The following is a 15,504-nucleotide window of genomic DNA, read 5'->3' on the forward strand; positions in this document are numbered from 1 at the left end:
TGATTTACGAACTTCCTCTTCTGTTCCATTTTCCATCCCACCAGCTGAGTACATTGGAGCAATTTGACAAATACTTTCCAATCAGCAGTTTATCGTAAGGATATGTCGTTTGTGAGATGCTCCAAGATGCTCCGATGAAGCTCAGCAGTATCGCCTGCCGAAAAACCTAGCAGTGTCCGGGCAGGGTATTTGTAACTCGGGCCGCGAGGAGCAACTTTGTCAGGCAACCCCTCATGATGCACACGCGCAATGCGCGCCACCTTTCCAAAAAAGCCGACCGATGCCTGGTCCGCATCCGCCCGGATTTGCAGATAGGTATTCGTGCGTAGCTTGCCGAACATAGCCGCTTTCTGCCGCTTGATCCGCCCGGATTTACTGCGCAGTTCCTTGCGATTCTTGCGCGCCGGATAGGGCGTGCCGTCCGGCGCCACTTGCTGCGCGATCAGGCGAGCGTGTTCGCGCCGCAAGTCATTGGCGATCTTACGCACGAGTTGGCGCCGCTGTGCGGGTTGCAGCTTGGCAATGAGGGCACCGGCCCATTCTTCCAGACGTTGCAGATCATCACTCATGGCAGCTTCGGCACGTCCCACTCGGCCAGCAGGGTCTCGCCCTGGTAGAGCCGCCAGAAGTCATCCGGGAAAGGTGGAGTAAGCTGCGGCTCAGCCGCATGGACAATTTCCAGGCGGCCACCGTCGTGTCGCTTCACGATAGTGCGCTCGGTGAGCGCCAGCTTGATGGACAAGTCCAGGGATGTGGCGCTGTTCATGTCCACCTCGAAACGTATCGCCTTCCTGGCATTCTCAGGATTGGCGAAGGATTCGCGCTGATGAACCCGCATCCAGGCCAGCAGCGGCACGAACACCAGATCGAGGTCTAACCCGATATCGGTCAAGATCAGGTTCAGCACATAGTCATACTCGAAGGAAAGACCGGCCGTGCCGGTGGCGCGCGATCCGCCCTCATCGATGAAGATGTGCAGCTTGTCCGGATTCTGCGCCAGATCCTTAATCGCCTTGCGCAGGTAGTCCCGCAGATTGTTGGGCTTGTACATTCAGTTTCTCGCGCAAGGCGTTGTAGGCGTCGATCAGGGTATTGCTTTGTCGGATGGCGTCATCACCTTCACTGGCGATGTCGTCAAGAAATTCTGCTGCCGCTGGCGTAAGTTCGGCTCGCGCTTCTTGGCCAGGTCGGCCGGCAGTGCCGGTATCTGCGCAACCGGCCCCGGTGGGCACTGAAGCGATGACGGGGACTGACAGCCGGATAGCGCCACTGCGCACACCAGCAATAAAGGTGTCTTTCTCATTGCGTGCAGCATCCCTTTCATTGGTGAGTTTGTCGGTGATGGCCTGGATGGCGCCGCGGGCGTTGCGCTCGGCCTGCAGCACCTGTTCCGTACGCTCGGCGCGGGCATCAGCGGCGGCCTGATTGGCGGTAGCAATGCCGGATTTCAGGTTGTCGATATCCGCATTCTTTCGCCAGCCCTGAATCGTCCATGCCGCAGCAAAGGCCAGGGCCAGCAAACTGGCGCCGAGCAAGACGCGCAGGCGCGTGCGCCATGTGTCCGTGAGCGTCATGCCAGCACTCCGCCGGCTTCCACGAAGGCCAGGTGCAGTTCCTCGCTGGTCTTCAGGGTGGGCAGCACGATGGCTTCACCACCTTCCTGAGTGAATGCCCTTTCCAGATCGACATAGCGGTGCTCGAATTGCCCATAGCCAGCGCCCGGCAAGGAAGCCCAAATGTTTTTGCATTTGGGAATGGCGTCCCCCAGGCGGCCAGCGTCGATGTCGGGCAAGGCCCGGCATTCCCTGATCTGCTGCAGAGCGATAGTGTCTTGCACGTCTGGCCCGAAGCCCGTCAGGCCCAGCCGCTGGCGATAGATGTCGTAGTAGCGCATCAGCAATTGGTAACCACCGGCCGCAGTGGACCAATTCTTGATGCGTGGAATCCAGACCCGTACGCGCGGATGGTCTGCGTAGCTGGTGAAACGCGTACGGCCTACGATCTGGTCATATCCCCGGTCACGCGTGGTCGGCGAATTCGAGGTGCCTTCAGAAAAGCGCAGCATGCCCAGGAAAGCGCGACGATTGTCGATGGCGTTCAAATCGATTCCTTCACGTCACGCGCCAGCTCGGCAATGTCTTTGCCCTGGCGCCGCTGAAACCAAAGTGCCACCGCCCGGGTGATCCACCAGGCCGGCGCGCCGACCATCAAATCGACCGGCTTCGGTCCGAGCACAGCGGCCACTGTCGGCGCGTGCTGTAGCAGCACCGAAAACGCCAGGTCGCCGAACATGATGGAGAACGCGCCGGCGCAGGCCAGACGCACCACAAATTCCTTCTCATTGAATGAGCCATCTGCATTGCGTGGCGGCAGGACGATATACAGCAGCGCCGCGCCGACCATGCCGAGCACGGCCTTGATGCCGTAGATTTTCAGGATGGCAGCGATGCCACCGGCGGATTCTGCTGCCATAACTTGATTTCCCCTTGTCAGTGATTTGCTGTTCATGTCGTCATTCCCACAAACTGATGCTGTCGCGCGCGCTGGTCGGCGCTTCCATCGCATCCGGTAGCGTGACCATCGTGCCCGCCGGCAGCACAGCGCCAAGCGCTGCAAGCGATGGATTCAAGGTCAGCGCCTGTTCCACATAGCCGCTGCTAGCGCCCAGGTAGCGAAACACCAGTGCATCGAGCGTGTCGCCCTGCTGGCTGCGGACCTGCATCAGATCAGCTCTACGGTCGCATGCGTGCGGCCGAGAATGTCATTGATGGCCCAATGCCCATTACGGCGCTGCACGTCCGGCGCCGTGTCCATCCATTCCATGTTCTTCTTGTCGGTCAGCGCGCTCGCGGTGGTGTCGTAGTCCCGGTAGCTCTCGAAAATGTCGGCCTTGGCGAAGCTATAGACCGCTCGGCGGTAGTGCGCCAGAAACTGGCTTTCTCCATCTACCTGCAGCGCCGGCACCTGTTCCAGCTTCTCGATACCGCTGGCCAGGTGCTGCAGTTGCCAGTCGCGTAGCAACCGATTGGCCGTCAGAATTGCGTCCACTAGGGCAGGGCGTAGGCGTGCATCGGTCACTGTCGAGTCCAGCCGCATGGCGTCCCGCATGGCTAACAAGCTGATGTCTGGGAAAAATCCGTCGTTGGTGATGGCCTTCACCTCGGCCGGCGCGGCCGGTGCCGGCGTCACCGGCACGTCATCGATGTAGTTCATGGTCTTGGAGAATGTTGGGGGCGGTGGCCGGGACATCCGACGGACAATGCCGCTTCCGTCCCGGGCCGCCCTGCGCCGTGGGGTGCTCTTTACTTGGCCGGCTCGGCGAACTTCTTCAGTCGCCGTTCCAGCCGCTCGATGTCCTTCTTGACGCCGGCCGCCTGGTGCAGCTCACATGCGCGGGTAAGGTGCTGCAGCGCTGCCGTGGCATGGTCCGCCGAGGTGGCCGTGACGTTCTCGCTGTCCACCTGATTGACGAGGTCCAGCAGAGCCAGGCCGAGCGCCTTATGCACCTTGGCGCGTGCCTGGTCGGGCGTATCAGCGTTGCCCGTCATGGCCAGGACCTGCTGCAGGATATCGGCCGCCCGTGCCGGCTCGTCCTTCAGCCGGCCGCCCAGGCTGGCCCCTGCGAAATCGTCCTGCAGCAGCGTGGGCAAGGTCCGGTTGTAGCGATCCGGCAATGTGAACTGGTGTTCCATGGCGTAGCCTGCGATCTGCAGGGCGCGTTCGTAGTCGCCGACATCGATGTGCCACACCAGCACATTGACTAACACTTCGTCCTGAGCACCGCGTCCGGCCGACAGCACGCCATCAATCCAGTCTTGATAGGCCGGCAGCATGGTGGCCTTCATTTCGATCTTGCGTTCGATCGATTGGATGTTGGACAGCGTGCGCCGGTCTTCATGGAGCTTCATCAACATCAGTTCATAGGCGCTGCCGGTTGTCACGCCGCCCGGCTCGCCGGCGGACGCCGCCAGCTTACCGAGCATGCGCTCACGGTGGCGCGCGGCGGGAGACAAGCGAGACATCAGGCGCCGCCCGCTGCCGCATCCTGCAGCACCACGTTTTCAACCAGCGTGGCGAGGCCTTCATCCTCGATCACATAGGCGTCGTTCGACGATTCGTAGTTTTCGATGCGGTCGGCCTTGGGTTCGTCGACCACGCGACGGCGGCGGCCACCGTTCTGGAAGTAGATCGACAGATTGTCCAGGCGGGTGATCAGCATGGCATTGGCCGGGAAGGACGGCACGCGCACCGCCGGCAGTCCGCCGATGCGCTTCTGGCTGATGATGACGTCAGCGGCCAGGGTCTCGGTCGGTGCCTTGTCCTTGTTGATCAGCGGGAAATACTTGTCGTGCAGCAGCTCGCGGCCGACGATCACCACCAGGCCGGTATCGTCCTGATACCACGGGTCCAGATTGGTCACCGCGTCATACACGGCTGCGTCGAGATTCGCATAATCCGCGCCGGCGCCACTGCCAATGACCACCTTGCCCGGCAGGTCCTGGCCGACCAAGCCCATGACACGCTGGGGCGAGTTCTCGCGGATCTGCTGCAGCCAGCCCTTATTGACGTCCTGCAGCAGCGGATACTGCGCCAGATTGGTATCGGCCGCGACCTTCACACCGTTGAAACCGATCATGATGCGGTCCAGCGCCTGGCGCTTCAGGATTGCATTGGCCACACGGGTCTGGAAGTCCTTGAACTTGGCCCAGGCATCCAGCTTGGCATAGGTGATGTGAGTGTCGAAGTTGGTCTTCTCGCAGCGATAGCGGGTGTTGGTCATGGCCGACGCGTCCCGGGTGCTGCGGCGCTTGTCACCGCGCGTATCGGTACGGCTGGCGATGGGGCCGGATACGCCCAGGCCGATTTTCTCGCCTTCCAGCTCATCGACGCCGATGATGTTGATGCTGCCCAGGAATTCGGACGATTCCTGCATCTTGTCTTCCAGCTTCTGTTGCACGCTCGGGTCCACCGAGAAGGTGGAGTGGACGGCGCCGCCGGCGACATCATTGAGCGTGGCCAGGCGCGAAGTGTAGGCGTTATAGGCGGCGCGGGTCTGATTCTTCATGTGTTCTGCTCCAGTGAAATGCGGAAATGGTGTACTTGGTCGGCCGGCAGCTTAGAACTCGGTCTGCACAGTGCCGCTGTTGCCGCCACCGGTGGCCGGCGGGCGCTGCAGGTTGCTCTTGTCGGTCAGGTTGATGGTCTGGCGGAACTGCTCGGCGGTAGTCGATTCATCGCCGACGCGCTTTTCCAGCTTCTCCAGGCGCGCCACGACCTCGGCGACATCCTTGCCGGCCTGCGCGGCGGACTGCGCGAACTCGCCCACCTTTTCGGCAACGGCGGTCATAGCGGCCACCACGTCGGCATGCTGGGCATCGGCTTTCTTCTCGCCACCACCAATGCGGCTGAACAGTTGCTTGATGGTCTCGGCCACGCTGGGGCCGTCTTCCTCGAATTCGATGTTGGCCTCGATGGCTTCGGAGAACAGGTTCTCTGGCTTCAGCTTGCGGGGAGTGAAAGGCGAGGCCTTCGGATTGGTGGCGGAGAACTGCAAAATCTCGGTGCCCAGGCTGGCCGGGCTGTCGGTCACGGCCAGGCCGACCAGATAGGAACTGCCCGTGTCGGCGAACTTGTCGGCCAGCTCGATGCTAGTGAAAATCTTCTGGCGGTCCTTGTTCATGGCGATCAGCGCGGGCGTGGGCTCGATCTGAGCAAACAGGGCCAGGCGCTTACCGTTTTCGGTGTCGACTTCTTCGGCCTTCAGTGCCAGCACATCACCGTAGGCCTTGAACGGGCCATCCGGCAGCAGGCTGCGCAGGTGTTCGACCCACACGCGAGCGCCGTAGGTTTTCACGTTGTAGCTGTCGGCCATCTGCTGGATTTGCTCGCGGCTGATGCTACGGCCGTCGGTGGTCGCGCCCTCGGTCGCGACGCGGAAAAATTTGCTCTTGGTTGCCATGAGATTTCGCGCTCGTTATCGGTTGATCGGATAACGTCATCTTCTGCCGATGGGCGAAATGCATCAATCAAGTAAGGGTTGATAAGGGGGATAGCGACTCGGCAAAGTCCCCGCTACGCGCGCGCGCCGCCTACGCTTGCGGCATGTTAGAAATTCCAGAAGACATCAAGGACAACATCGACCAGGCGGCCGAGCCTCGACAGGTCGCGCGCCGCCTGTATTTCGAGGGCTGGCGCATCTCGTCGATTGCGCGCCACCTGAAGATTAAGCGTTCCACGGTCAATAGCTGGAAGCACCGCGATGAATGGGAAAAAGTCTCGCGCCTGGAGCGCGTAGAGATTGCCCTTGAAGCGCGCATAGTGCAACTGATCGCCAAGGAAGTAAAGGGCAATGGCGAGTACAAGGAACTCGACGCGCTCATGCGCCAGCTGGTGCAGGCCGCGCGTGTGCGCCGCTATGAGCAACCTGGCGGCAACGAAACTGACCTCAATCCGAACATCGCCAATCGCAATGCCGGGCCGAAGAAAAAGCCGGTGCGCAACGAGTTCAGCGAAGAGGCGCAGCAGCGCATTGTCGAGGCATTCAATGATTCGCTGTTCGACTACCAAAAGGTATGGTTCCGCAATGGCGCAGAGCGTACGCGGATCATCCTGAAATCGCGGCAGATCGGCGCGACCTGGTACTTTGCACGCGAGGCGCTGATTGATGCGATCCAGACGGGGCGCAATCAGATTTTTCTCTCGGCCTCGAAGTCGCAGGCGCATGTTTTCAAGCAGTACATCATCCAGTTCGCGAAGGATGCGTGCGGCGTGGAACTGTCCGGCGATCCCATCGTGCTGCCCAATGGCGCGCACCTGTATTTCCTTGGCACGAACGCACGTACCGCCCAGGGTTACCACGGCAACTTCTATTTCGATGAATTCTTCTGGACGCACAATTTCACCGAACTGAACAAGGTCGCGTCCGGCATGGCTTTGCACAAGAAGTGGCGCAAGACCTACTTCTCGACGCCCTCGGCCACCACGCACCAGGCTTATCCGTTCTGGACCGGCGAGGCGTTCAACAAGCGTCGCGCCAAGGGCGAAAAGGTCAACATCGATGTCAGCCATAAGCGTCTGTCATCGGGATTCACCGGTGAGGACAAAATCTGGCGCCAGATCGTCACGATCATGGACGCGGCCGCCGGTGGCTGCGATCTGTTCGACATCGACGAGCTGCGCGATTTCGAATATTCGCCAGACCAGTTCGACAACCTCTTGATGTGTAATTTCATCGACGATTCTGCGTCGGTGTTCCCGTTAGCGGACCTGCAGCGCGGCATGGTCGATTCGTGGGTGGATTGGGATGACTATAAGCCCTTCACGGCACGTCCCTTCGGCCATCGGCCCGTGTGGATTGGCTACGACCCTTCGCTGACAGGTGATAGCGCCGGCTGCTCGGTGCTCGCTCCCCCGCTGGTCCCCGGTGGCAACTTCCGCATCTTGGAGCGCCACCAGTGGCGCGGCAAAGATTTTTCGGAGCAAGCCGCTCTCATCAAGGAAATGTGCGGCCGCTACAACGTCCAGTACATCGGCATCGACACCACCGGCATGGGCGTGGGCGTCTATCCCCTAGTGAAACAGTTCTTCCCGGGCGTGACCGCTATCAGCTACTCGCCAGAAGTCAAAACGCGCATGGTGTTGAAGGCACAGAACATCATCCGCAGCGGTCGCCTGCAATTCGATGCCGGCTGGACCGACATCGCGCAGTCCTTCATGGCCATTCGCAAGATCCTCACCCCCAGCGGGCGCGCGGTCACCTATGACGCCGGCCGCTCGGAAGAAACTGGCCACGCTGACTTGGCCTGGTCAGTCATGCATGCCCTCGACTACGAGCCGTTCGAAGGCACCACCGCCAACAACACTTCCTCCATGGAGTTCTTCTAATGAAACACCGAGCACGCCGCCGCGCGGCTGCATCCGACAACACGCTGCCGGCCAGGGCCAAGGCGCCGCCGGCACCATCCGTTGAAGCGTTCTCTTTCGGCGATCCTTCGCCCGTGCTGGAAGGCCGTGACATGCTGGCGGACGTCGAGTGCTACCGCAATGGCGACTGGTACGAACCACCCTTGAGCATGCCGGGCCTGGCAAAATCCCTCAATGCCAGTGTCCACCACGCCAGTGCGATCTGGTGCAAGGTCAATATCCTGGCGTCGACGTTCCAGCCGTCGCCGGTTCTCTCGCGGTCAGACTTCACCCGCCTGGCGCTGGATTTTCTGCTGTTCGGCAACTGCTACGCTGAGCGGCGCGAGAGTATGACGGGCAAGCTCTTGGGCCTCAAGCCAGCGCTGGCCAAGTACACGCGCGTGGGCGTGGACCCCGGGCGCTATTTCTTCGTCAATGGCTGGCGGGATACCTACGAATTCGAGAGGGGCGCCATCTGGCACTTGCAGGCGCCAGACATCAATCAGGAGGTGTATGGCGTGCCGCAGTATGTGAGCGCGCTGCAATCGGCCTGGCTCAACGAGTCCGCCACGCTCTTTCGTCGCCGCTACTACCTCAACGGCTCGCATGCCGGCTTCATCCTCTACATGACCGACACGGCTAGCAACGTCAACGACGTGGACAAGCTGCGCGAGGCGATGCGCAACAGCAAAGGGCCTGGAAATTTCCGCAACCTGTTTGTGTATGCACCTGGCGGAAAGAAGGACGGTTTGCAGATCCTGCCGGTTTCCGAGATCGCGGCCAAGGACGAATTTTTCAACATCAAGAACTGCACGCGCGACGACGTGCTGGCCGCACACCGGGTGCCTCCGCAACTGCTCGGCACCATGCCCAACAACACCGGCGGCTTCGGCGATGTGACCAAGGCGGCCGCCGTCTTCGGCTGCAACGAGATTGAGCCGCTGCAAGCCCAGTTCCTTTCCTTGAACGAGTGGGCCGGCCAGGAGGTGGTCCGTTTCCGCTCCTATCAACTTCCTACCAATGAGGGGAAATAAGCATGAGCGATTACGCGGATAACGCTGACAACACGATATACAGCACTATCGCGGCTAGTCTCGCAGCAGCCCGACGCGCACCGTCACTGATACCGGATCGCCGTTGCCATTTTTGCGCCGAAATAGTGGCGACTGATCTATTTTTTTGCAACCACGACTGTCGTGACGACTTCGAGCGGCAGGAAAGAGCATGGAAGATTCAGGGGAAATAGGAATTGAGATGATGGCTGCCGCAAAGTAAGGAAATTCCTGATACCCACCGAACTGTTGTGCTTGCATCATGCGGAATTCTAGGCTGATGCTTGGAGGGCGCTCGTACGTTGAGTCAACACGTTCTTTTCACGCCTAGCCAGTACGTCTATTCTCTTGGCTTGGAACGGATTTGAACAATAAGAAGATTTTCGAAAGATGTGCCAAAGGAGGACTCATAGCATCAGCATTGCCTGTGATTTTCTGTGCCTTTGTCTTGGGTCCTACTGCGACATTTTTGGGCCTAGTCGCAAACATCAACAAGCTTTCATCTCACCTGGAGAATTCTCTTCCGGTACGACTATTTTTCGTGAGTGCAGCCTATCCCGCGCTTTTTGTTGTGCAGTGCTATGTGGTCAAGTTTTGCATGTTGAATAGCAATAAGATGTGCGGGGTGCTGATAGCTTGGTCAGGGCTGACCATCTTCATATTCAGCCTTTTCTTCATAGGCTTTTTCTGAGTAAGTGAAAGGTTCTTGAATTCTGGTTCTAGGATGGGCCCGCCAACGGATCGGGGAAACTTATTTCCTGAGCGCCGCAACATCTAGAACCATGTTTCTCCAATCTGCAGCAGATGATCTCTGTTCGCCTTGGTGAATAATGCACAGAATAAATTGGAGAAGAAATGTCTGAGGTTATGTTGAAGGAGATAGTCGGGCGATATGCATTGGTAATACGGGAGATTGGGAAGAAGGCGGATCAAGGGCAAATCGTCGGTGATTTGATAAGAGTACAGGTGAGAAAGTGCTTAATCGAAATGCATGCGGCCGGCGCTGAAGCGGCCGATATTCGCGCAATCTTTGATAATCTTGAAAAGCATCCCCTTGAGGATTGCACTTCAGCTGATCACCGATTTTCTAAACTACTCACGACAATGAAGCTGCACGTTGAATTTTTGCTCTTCATCGAAGACCACGAGCTAGCCCCTTCTTCGCCAAAGAAAGGCAATAGTAGTTTTGGCTTTCATTAGCCTGGTGGTGTCGATTTTTTTTATATCTGGCAATTAAGTGTGGCCGGACGCTTGTACAAAAGCGAGTTCATGCGCCAAATTTCTTATCCAAAGTCTAACGCCTTTGTACAAGCAGAGCTCGTTTCATCTCAATATTAGCCGGCACCATTTCGAAGAAACACATAGCGTTTTCCCCAGCAACTCATGGAATAACCTTCCTTCCCGTTATCCGTAACTTTTGTATCGAAAAGGTCGAGTCGGCGCTGCGATTTGCAATTTAAATTGTCGGGACCTTTACGAGCGTGTCATCGGTGCCCAGCAAAATAGGGCGTCCATAATTTTCTCTTGATGCGAGAATTTTAGATGTTGCATAACTCATATGTCCTCGATTTGACGTAGTTATTAGCGGTATTTACTTAATTGAAATTCCCATTTTGCGGGACTTTTGACATGAAACTGTGGTCGGGTAGGTCCATAATAGGTTCAGCCAATAAAACCCTTAACGGGCATATAGCCAGGAGCGGAGGGTTGACATCATGCACGGGAGACAACGTAGTCTACTAATCGCTGAGGACGATTCGAATGTGCGCAGCATCTTTGCGGAGATTTTCTCCGAGAGAGGCTACCGAGTGTTAGAAGCGTCAAATGGTGCCGAAGCATATGCCATGCTGTTGTGTCCCGATGTGGTGGTGAATGTTGTGCTGACCGATCTACGCATGCCCGTAATGGACGGACTGGAATTCGCGAGTAAGGTAAAAAATGATACGCAGCTTTCAGCTATTCCTATCGTCTTACTCAGCGCGACGCCACTGCCAAACTCTTGGCAAGCTCGGCAGATTTTTGATGCGCTATTAGTTAAACCATGCCCGCTGCCGCTTCTGATTTCAACTGTGGAAACCGTGCAAATAGCACAAAGCGGTGATGCAGTTCAATCCGAGTCTCCGATCTTGCAGGCTAGAGATGACTTCACGCGTCTGTGAGGCTCTTAATTTTCAGATGCGCAGCCCAGATTGCCATACTACGCAGGCTGTTGAAGTCAGGATAAACATTGGCAGTGTCCCGGATAATCTCAACCTCTTCTCCTTTGCGCAGTTCAAGGGCCATTCGCCAACCGCCATCGATCTCGTATCCGATGATGGTGATATCGAATCCCCTGTAGGCGAAGCCAAAGGTAAGGGATGTTTCCATTGCTTTCCTAAGTCACGCTGGTGATGAGCTGTGCTGCTTTGTAACGGAGCCTGGTGCGCACATTTTTTATTTTTGTTGTATGCGCAGCCGATATAGAAGCTGAAGAAAAGCTCGACAACGAGCCAAACCATTATGCCTAATGTTGTGTCCCGCCGCTGCTTTTGAAGAACTTCTCTCTTGATGTCTCCAGCAGTGGTCCTCCTGCCTGCACGCATAGCCAGGCCTGCGCAAACTCCACCACGCCACGATCTGTTTTCCGTCGCTCGATGCCCTTGATCACCATGCGCGACGCTTTGATAGCATCGACATGGACATCAACCAGCTCCATGACCACGTCACCATTGTCCCGCTGAAGTCGCGCCGCCTTGGTTGGCCGGCGTCGTTCTCCATCGTGGAACACCCCCAAGCGCAGCTCACCAATATTGCGCGCCTCATCGCCTAACAACTCGCCGGGGATCTCTACGCCGTTCCGGCGCATCTGATAAACGGTCACTTGCATGCTCATCCCACGTGCGGCAGCGCCGCCTCATCCGTTTTGTAATGCGACGTCACGTGCTCAAGCGTGCCGCCCAGCGATGAGTACCGGTAGCGCTGGCGAAGGCGTACGGTGTCTTGGTCGAATCGCTTGTAGTCGGCGGCCGGACTGGGGAAGCCGACATGCGGCTTGTGCGAGATGTGCAGAGCCAGCGGCTCGCCGGCGAACTGAATGGGTGAGGCGGGCTGGACAGGGCTCCCTGGCGGGATTGGCGCGGGATAAGTGGGGAGTGACATATTGACAACAATGAATGGCGGTTGGAGAAATTATACTGTACGTATGAACAGTATAATTCACTTTCTTGGCCCTGCGCGCGCGGTTGCCCCCACCCCGCGCCTGCCCGCAACATAGGTCTGTTTTGGCTCAAATCGCGTCGGCCGCCGCCGTCGCCCCCGCCTGGCCCGGACGCCCAACCGATAGGCTTCAAATCTGACGCGTTTTGACGCATGTTGCGAACTATCTCGAGAGCGCGCAAATGTCAATCGGGGAAAAAGCAGTGGTTTCGCCGCAAAAAAAAAGAAGCTCATCCCGGAATTCGGTAGAAAATCCGCAAAAAAACAAATAAACTGAATTTAATGATTTAAATATTTAAATGACGAATTAAACATTTATTGTTCGATAACGAAAGGATGTGCCATGAAAGCCATCATAAATATGAAAATTGGGGCAAAACTGGGGGCGGGTTTTGGGGCCTTATTGGTATTGATGGTGATCCTTGCGGCAATCGCTTGGGCTAGCCTGAACTCGGTGACCAATGCTATGGAGCGCGGTAACGATGTCCAGGTTGATAAGCTCGGACCAATATACGTGATGCGTGAAGCGCTAGGCCAGACCGGTTTAGCGGCCCGCAATGCATATATTTTCAAATCCGATACCGATGCACAAAAGGAGCTTGCTATCCTCGATCAGCAAAAGGGAATCTACCTTGCCGCGCTCAAGGAATTAAAGAACTCCATGGCGGAGACCAAGGAGTTTGAAGCGGTCAGTGCAGGTTTGCTCAAGATGGCAGAAGAATTACGCCGCCCCCGCGCTTATCGGGAGGCAGGGAAGATGAGCGAGTATGGAGACTTTCTCGTCCATGAGTGTAGCCCTTTGCGCCGCCAGATCGTTGCAGATATGGACGTGTTATTGGCCCGAGTGAAACGTGAAGCTGATCTCGCACGGACGAGCGCTAGTCAGACCTCAGACCATTCTCGCGCCGTAATCCTGACTTTAGCCAGCGTTGCGCTTGTCTCCAGCGCTCTCATTGCTCTTCTCATCACTCGTGGGTTGCTTAAACAGCTCGGCGGTGAACCTAGCTACGCAGCTGAGATAGCCGCCAAGATAGCAAGGGGTGATCTTTCCATTGACGTCCGTACCAAGCAAGGGGATAGCACTAGCTTGTTATTTGCAATTCGGACCATGCGCGAAAGCTTGGCTTCGATTGTCACACGCGTTCGATCCGGCACCAACAATATCGAAACCGCCGCAACCGAAATCGCTACGGGGAATCACGATCTCTCCCGTCGTACCGAAGAACAAGCCGGCTCTCTTGAAGAAACCGCGGCAGCAATGGAAGAACTTACCTCCACCGTTAAGCAAAACGCGGATAACGCGCGTCAGGCTAATGACTTAGCGGAATCTGCGTCGAAAATCGCAGGCGAAGGCGGTGTCGTTATTGATCAGGTGATCTCGACGATGAATGAGATCAATGACTCATCCAAGAAAGTAGTAGACATCATCAGTGTGATAGACGGTATAGCATTTCAGACCAATATTCTTGCACTCAACGCTGCGGTGGAAGCCGCCCGCGCGGGTGAGCAAGGCAGAGGCTTTGCCGTGGTTGCCAGCGAAGTACGTAGTCTGGCGCAACGAAGCGCTGCCGCTGCGAAAGAGATTAAGGTGCTTATCGGGGATTCGGTGCAAAAAGTGGAGGCCGGCAGCCAATTGGTTACCCAAGCAGGCCGAACTATTGGGGATATTGTAGAAAGCGTTAAGCGCGTCACGGCCGTGGTATCTGAAATATCTGCAGCGAGTATTGAGCAAAGCGACGGTATTGGTCAGGTCAATATGGCCATCAGCCAAATGGACAATGTCACCCAGCAGAATGCAGCGCTTGTGGAAGAAGCTACTGCTGCAGCCCAATCTTTGCAGTTTGAGTCGGTAGAGCTCTCCAAAGTAGTGGCCACTTTTAAAATCTAGGTGAGTTTGGCAAGGTAAGGTAGCTACGGCAATAACCTCTATTTGATCAAAGGAAGGCTCCAATGGAAATTGAACCAGCTAAACAACTGACTGCTGACGACATAACGCTACTTATGAAAGCGATGGAGAAACTTAAAGATGAGCTGAACGAACTGTCGAAAACCTTGAATGAGGTTGCTTTCGCGATGGAAGAGGAGGAGGCGCAGAAATTCAAGGTGACGGTGTTTGATGTTATAGCGAAAATCAAAAGGCAGATTCAGCAGGCCCCCTAGAAATTATTTTACGAGAGGAGAAAATATGTCATTTGGAGAAAGCATTGCGACCAGATACGTTTTGATAATTGCGTCGATTGCGCATATGTCTCAGCGCGGCGAAGACGTGGGCGATTTGGCCTTGTTAGCAGTGAAAGACTGTATTTTCGCTATGCGGCAAGATGGGATTGAAAGCAAGGAAATTCGAAAGATTCTCCATGATAAATTTGAAGCGGAATTAGCGCTTTCTGGCCAGCATTGTGTGATATTTCGGCGTGTATTAGAGCAATCATCTCTTCGAATGAGCATGCTCTTGAGCTTTGAACAGGCTGCTACTCCGCATACTGAAGTAGCAAAACATAACTCGCCGCCTAGAATTTAGTGGCGGCGGGATCAATATGTCTATTCGTTTTTTTCGAGCAGCACTAATAGCCTTTTCCGCTTTGTCTACACTAAGCGCGGTCTCGCCACAGACGGAAGCCACGACCACTTCCGCGAGCTTAACCATGTCGGCGATCGTTACAATTACTTGTCGCTTGACGCAAGATCGAGAACAACCATCAATAGTCAGCAGCCTATGCACTAGGGGGACCGACTTTTCTTCTTTAGAGCAGCGCGCTTACGTTACGACGATTCAGAGAACCGAACGGGCGGCTGTAGCAATTTTCTAAAGCGGATGGCGATGATTGTTGAATTGCCGCGAAAAATGCCCAGCTTTTCACTACGCATTCGTTCATACATTGGGAAGAATCTCTCGGACGGTCCTTTTGTATTGATAATGTTCTTGTCGTAGATCAGCTTGTTGTGTGTTCTGGCCCTCTATTCACATAGATATAAAGCTACGCTGTGTAAAACATCTTTCCAATGTGGAGGGGGCGACGTCATGTATGTTGTTTGCTTAATATTTGCCACGTTATCTGCGATTGGTTGCGTATTCGTAACTATCCTGTTCATTTCAAATGGACGCGACCTAGACACTCACGCATTTGAAGCAGCCCGCCGCATAAATGAAGAAAAAATGGCGCATAACGATCATAACGAGTTAGATCGAACGGCAACTAAATAATTTGGGGGCTACTTATAGGCAAGGAAGGCCTGCTTCTGGCCGATCCGAACCTCGACAATTTAGCAAGCATTCGCATTCGGTGACAAAAATTCCGCTTCGCAATTTTTGAAGGATCGAGACCCAGTAAGGCCTAGCGGGGTGATAATTTTT

At 56.0% G+C, this 15,504-nt stretch carries 20 protein-coding genes; 7 read left to right on the plus strand and 13 right to left on the minus strand.

The window, feature by feature from the left end; all coding sequences use genetic code 11:
* Positions 1–89 precede the first annotated feature (89 nt).
* From HFRIS_RS14715 to HFRIS_RS14760, 10 genes are all read right to left on the minus strand, one after another.
* On the minus strand, positions 90–569 hold the full coding sequence (locus HFRIS_RS14715) for a phage virion morphogenesis protein (RefSeq protein ID WP_006464184.1): 480 nt from the start codon (positions 567–569) through the stop codon (positions 90–92).
* Positions 566–1,051: a phage tail protein gene (locus tag HFRIS_RS14720; RefSeq protein ID WP_006464185.1), complete on the minus strand. Its 486-nt coding sequence runs from the start codon at positions 1,049–1,051 to the stop codon at positions 566–568. The genes HFRIS_RS14715 and HFRIS_RS14720 overlap by 4 nt, the downstream gene beginning before the upstream one ends.
* The gene (locus HFRIS_RS14725) at positions 1,005–1,574 is read right to left on the minus strand and encodes a lysis system i-spanin subunit Rz (protein WP_006464186.1); all 570 of its coding nucleotides are present in this window, start codon (positions 1,572–1,574) and stop codon (positions 1,005–1,007) included. The genes HFRIS_RS14720 and HFRIS_RS14725 overlap by 47 nt, the downstream gene beginning before the upstream one ends.
* Positions 1,571–2,101, minus strand: coding sequence for a glycoside hydrolase family 24 protein (locus tag HFRIS_RS14730; RefSeq protein ID WP_006464187.1), 531 nt, complete (start codon positions 2,099–2,101; stop codon positions 1,571–1,573). The genes HFRIS_RS14725 and HFRIS_RS14730 overlap by 4 nt, the downstream gene beginning before the upstream one ends.
* Positions 2,098–2,508, minus strand: a complete 411-nt coding sequence (locus HFRIS_RS14735) for a hypothetical protein (protein WP_244436301.1) — start codon at positions 2,506–2,508, stop codon at positions 2,098–2,100. Before HFRIS_RS14735 ends, HFRIS_RS14730 begins: the two co-directional genes overlap by 4 nt.
* Positions 2,509–2,512: 4 nt before the next feature.
* The gene (locus HFRIS_RS14740; protein ID WP_006464189.1) at positions 2,513–2,722 is read right to left on the minus strand and encodes a tail protein X; all 210 of its coding nucleotides are present in this window, start codon (positions 2,720–2,722) and stop codon (positions 2,513–2,515) included.
* The gene (locus HFRIS_RS14745) at positions 2,722–3,213 is read right to left on the minus strand and encodes a head completion/stabilization protein (protein WP_006464190.1); all 492 of its coding nucleotides are present in this window, start codon (positions 3,211–3,213) and stop codon (positions 2,722–2,724) included. Before HFRIS_RS14745 ends, HFRIS_RS14740 begins: the two co-directional genes overlap by 1 nt.
* Positions 3,214–3,302: 89 nt before the next feature.
* Positions 3,303–4,022 (minus strand): phage terminase small subunit, encoded by a 720-nt coding sequence (gene gpM, locus HFRIS_RS14750; RefSeq protein ID WP_006464191.1) that lies wholly within the window; start codon positions 4,020–4,022, stop codon positions 3,303–3,305.
* Positions 4,022–5,065, minus strand: a complete 1,044-nt coding sequence (locus HFRIS_RS14755) for a phage major capsid protein, P2 family (protein ID WP_006464192.1) — start codon at positions 5,063–5,065, stop codon at positions 4,022–4,024. The genes gpM and HFRIS_RS14755 overlap by 1 nt, the downstream gene beginning before the upstream one ends.
* 51 nt (positions 5,066–5,116) lie before the next feature.
* Positions 5,117–5,959, minus strand: a complete 843-nt coding sequence (locus HFRIS_RS14760) for a GPO family capsid scaffolding protein (protein WP_006464193.1) — start codon at positions 5,957–5,959, stop codon at positions 5,117–5,119.
* A gap of 143 nt (positions 5,960–6,102) precedes the next feature.
* Between HFRIS_RS14760 and HFRIS_RS14765 the strand changes: the two genes are divergently transcribed.
* Positions 6,103–7,884, plus strand: a complete 1,782-nt coding sequence (locus tag HFRIS_RS14765; protein ID WP_006464195.1) for a terminase ATPase subunit family protein — start codon at positions 6,103–6,105, stop codon at positions 7,882–7,884.
* Positions 7,884–8,936: a phage portal protein gene (locus HFRIS_RS14770; RefSeq protein WP_006464196.1), complete on the plus strand. Its 1,053-nt coding sequence runs from the start codon at positions 7,884–7,886 to the stop codon at positions 8,934–8,936. Before HFRIS_RS14765 ends, HFRIS_RS14770 begins: the two co-directional genes overlap by 1 nt.
* A gap of 54 nt (positions 8,937–8,990) precedes the next feature.
* Here the strand turns inward: HFRIS_RS14770 and HFRIS_RS25460 are convergent, their stop codons facing one another.
* On the minus strand, positions 8,991–9,218 hold the full coding sequence (locus HFRIS_RS25460; protein WP_158243301.1) for a hypothetical protein: 228 nt from the start codon (positions 9,216–9,218) through the stop codon (positions 8,991–8,993).
* A gap of 591 nt (positions 9,219–9,809) precedes the next feature.
* Here HFRIS_RS25460 and HFRIS_RS14780 point away from each other — a divergent pair.
* The gene (locus tag HFRIS_RS14780) at positions 9,810–10,154 is read left to right on the plus strand and encodes a hypothetical protein (RefSeq protein WP_039875902.1); all 345 of its coding nucleotides are present in this window, start codon (positions 9,810–9,812) and stop codon (positions 10,152–10,154) included.
* A gap of 515 nt (positions 10,155–10,669) precedes the next feature.
* Entirely contained in the window at positions 10,670–11,113 is a 444-nt protein-coding gene (locus tag HFRIS_RS14785; protein WP_006464199.1) for a response regulator, read from the plus strand.
* Here the strand turns inward: HFRIS_RS14785 and HFRIS_RS14790 are convergent.
* Together HFRIS_RS14790 and HFRIS_RS25585 are read right to left on the minus strand one after the other, a co-directional pair.
* Positions 11,100–11,321, minus strand: a complete 222-nt coding sequence (locus HFRIS_RS14790) for a hypothetical protein (protein WP_006464200.1) — start codon at positions 11,319–11,321, stop codon at positions 11,100–11,102. The genes HFRIS_RS14785 and HFRIS_RS14790 overlap by 14 nt on opposite strands.
* Positions 11,322–11,457: 136 nt before the next feature.
* Positions 11,458–11,820: a hypothetical protein gene (locus HFRIS_RS25585; protein WP_152486700.1), complete on the minus strand. Its 363-nt coding sequence runs from the start codon at positions 11,818–11,820 to the stop codon at positions 11,458–11,460.
* Between the two features lie 672 nt (positions 11,821–12,492).
* On the opposite strand from HFRIS_RS25585, the gene HFRIS_RS14800 reads away from it, so the two are divergent.
* From HFRIS_RS14800 to HFRIS_RS25295, 3 genes are all read left to right on the plus strand, one after another.
* Entirely contained in the window at positions 12,493–14,037 is a 1,545-nt protein-coding gene (locus HFRIS_RS14800; protein WP_006464202.1) for a methyl-accepting chemotaxis protein, read from the plus strand.
* A gap of 62 nt (positions 14,038–14,099) precedes the next feature.
* Complete coding sequence (locus tag HFRIS_RS14805; protein WP_006464203.1) at positions 14,100–14,309, plus strand: hypothetical protein; 210 nt, start codon at positions 14,100–14,102, stop codon at positions 14,307–14,309.
* A 25-nt stretch (positions 14,310–14,334) separates the two neighbouring features.
* On the plus strand, positions 14,335–14,670 hold the full coding sequence (locus tag HFRIS_RS25295; RefSeq protein WP_152486701.1) for a hypothetical protein: 336 nt from the start codon (positions 14,335–14,337) through the stop codon (positions 14,668–14,670).
* Positions 14,671–15,504 lie beyond the last annotated feature (834 nt).

Origin of the sequence: Herbaspirillum frisingense GSF30 (assembly GCF_000300975.2) — a bacterium.
Taxonomy (GTDB): Bacteria; Pseudomonadota; Gammaproteobacteria; order Burkholderiales; family Burkholderiaceae_D; genus Herbaspirillum; species Herbaspirillum frisingense.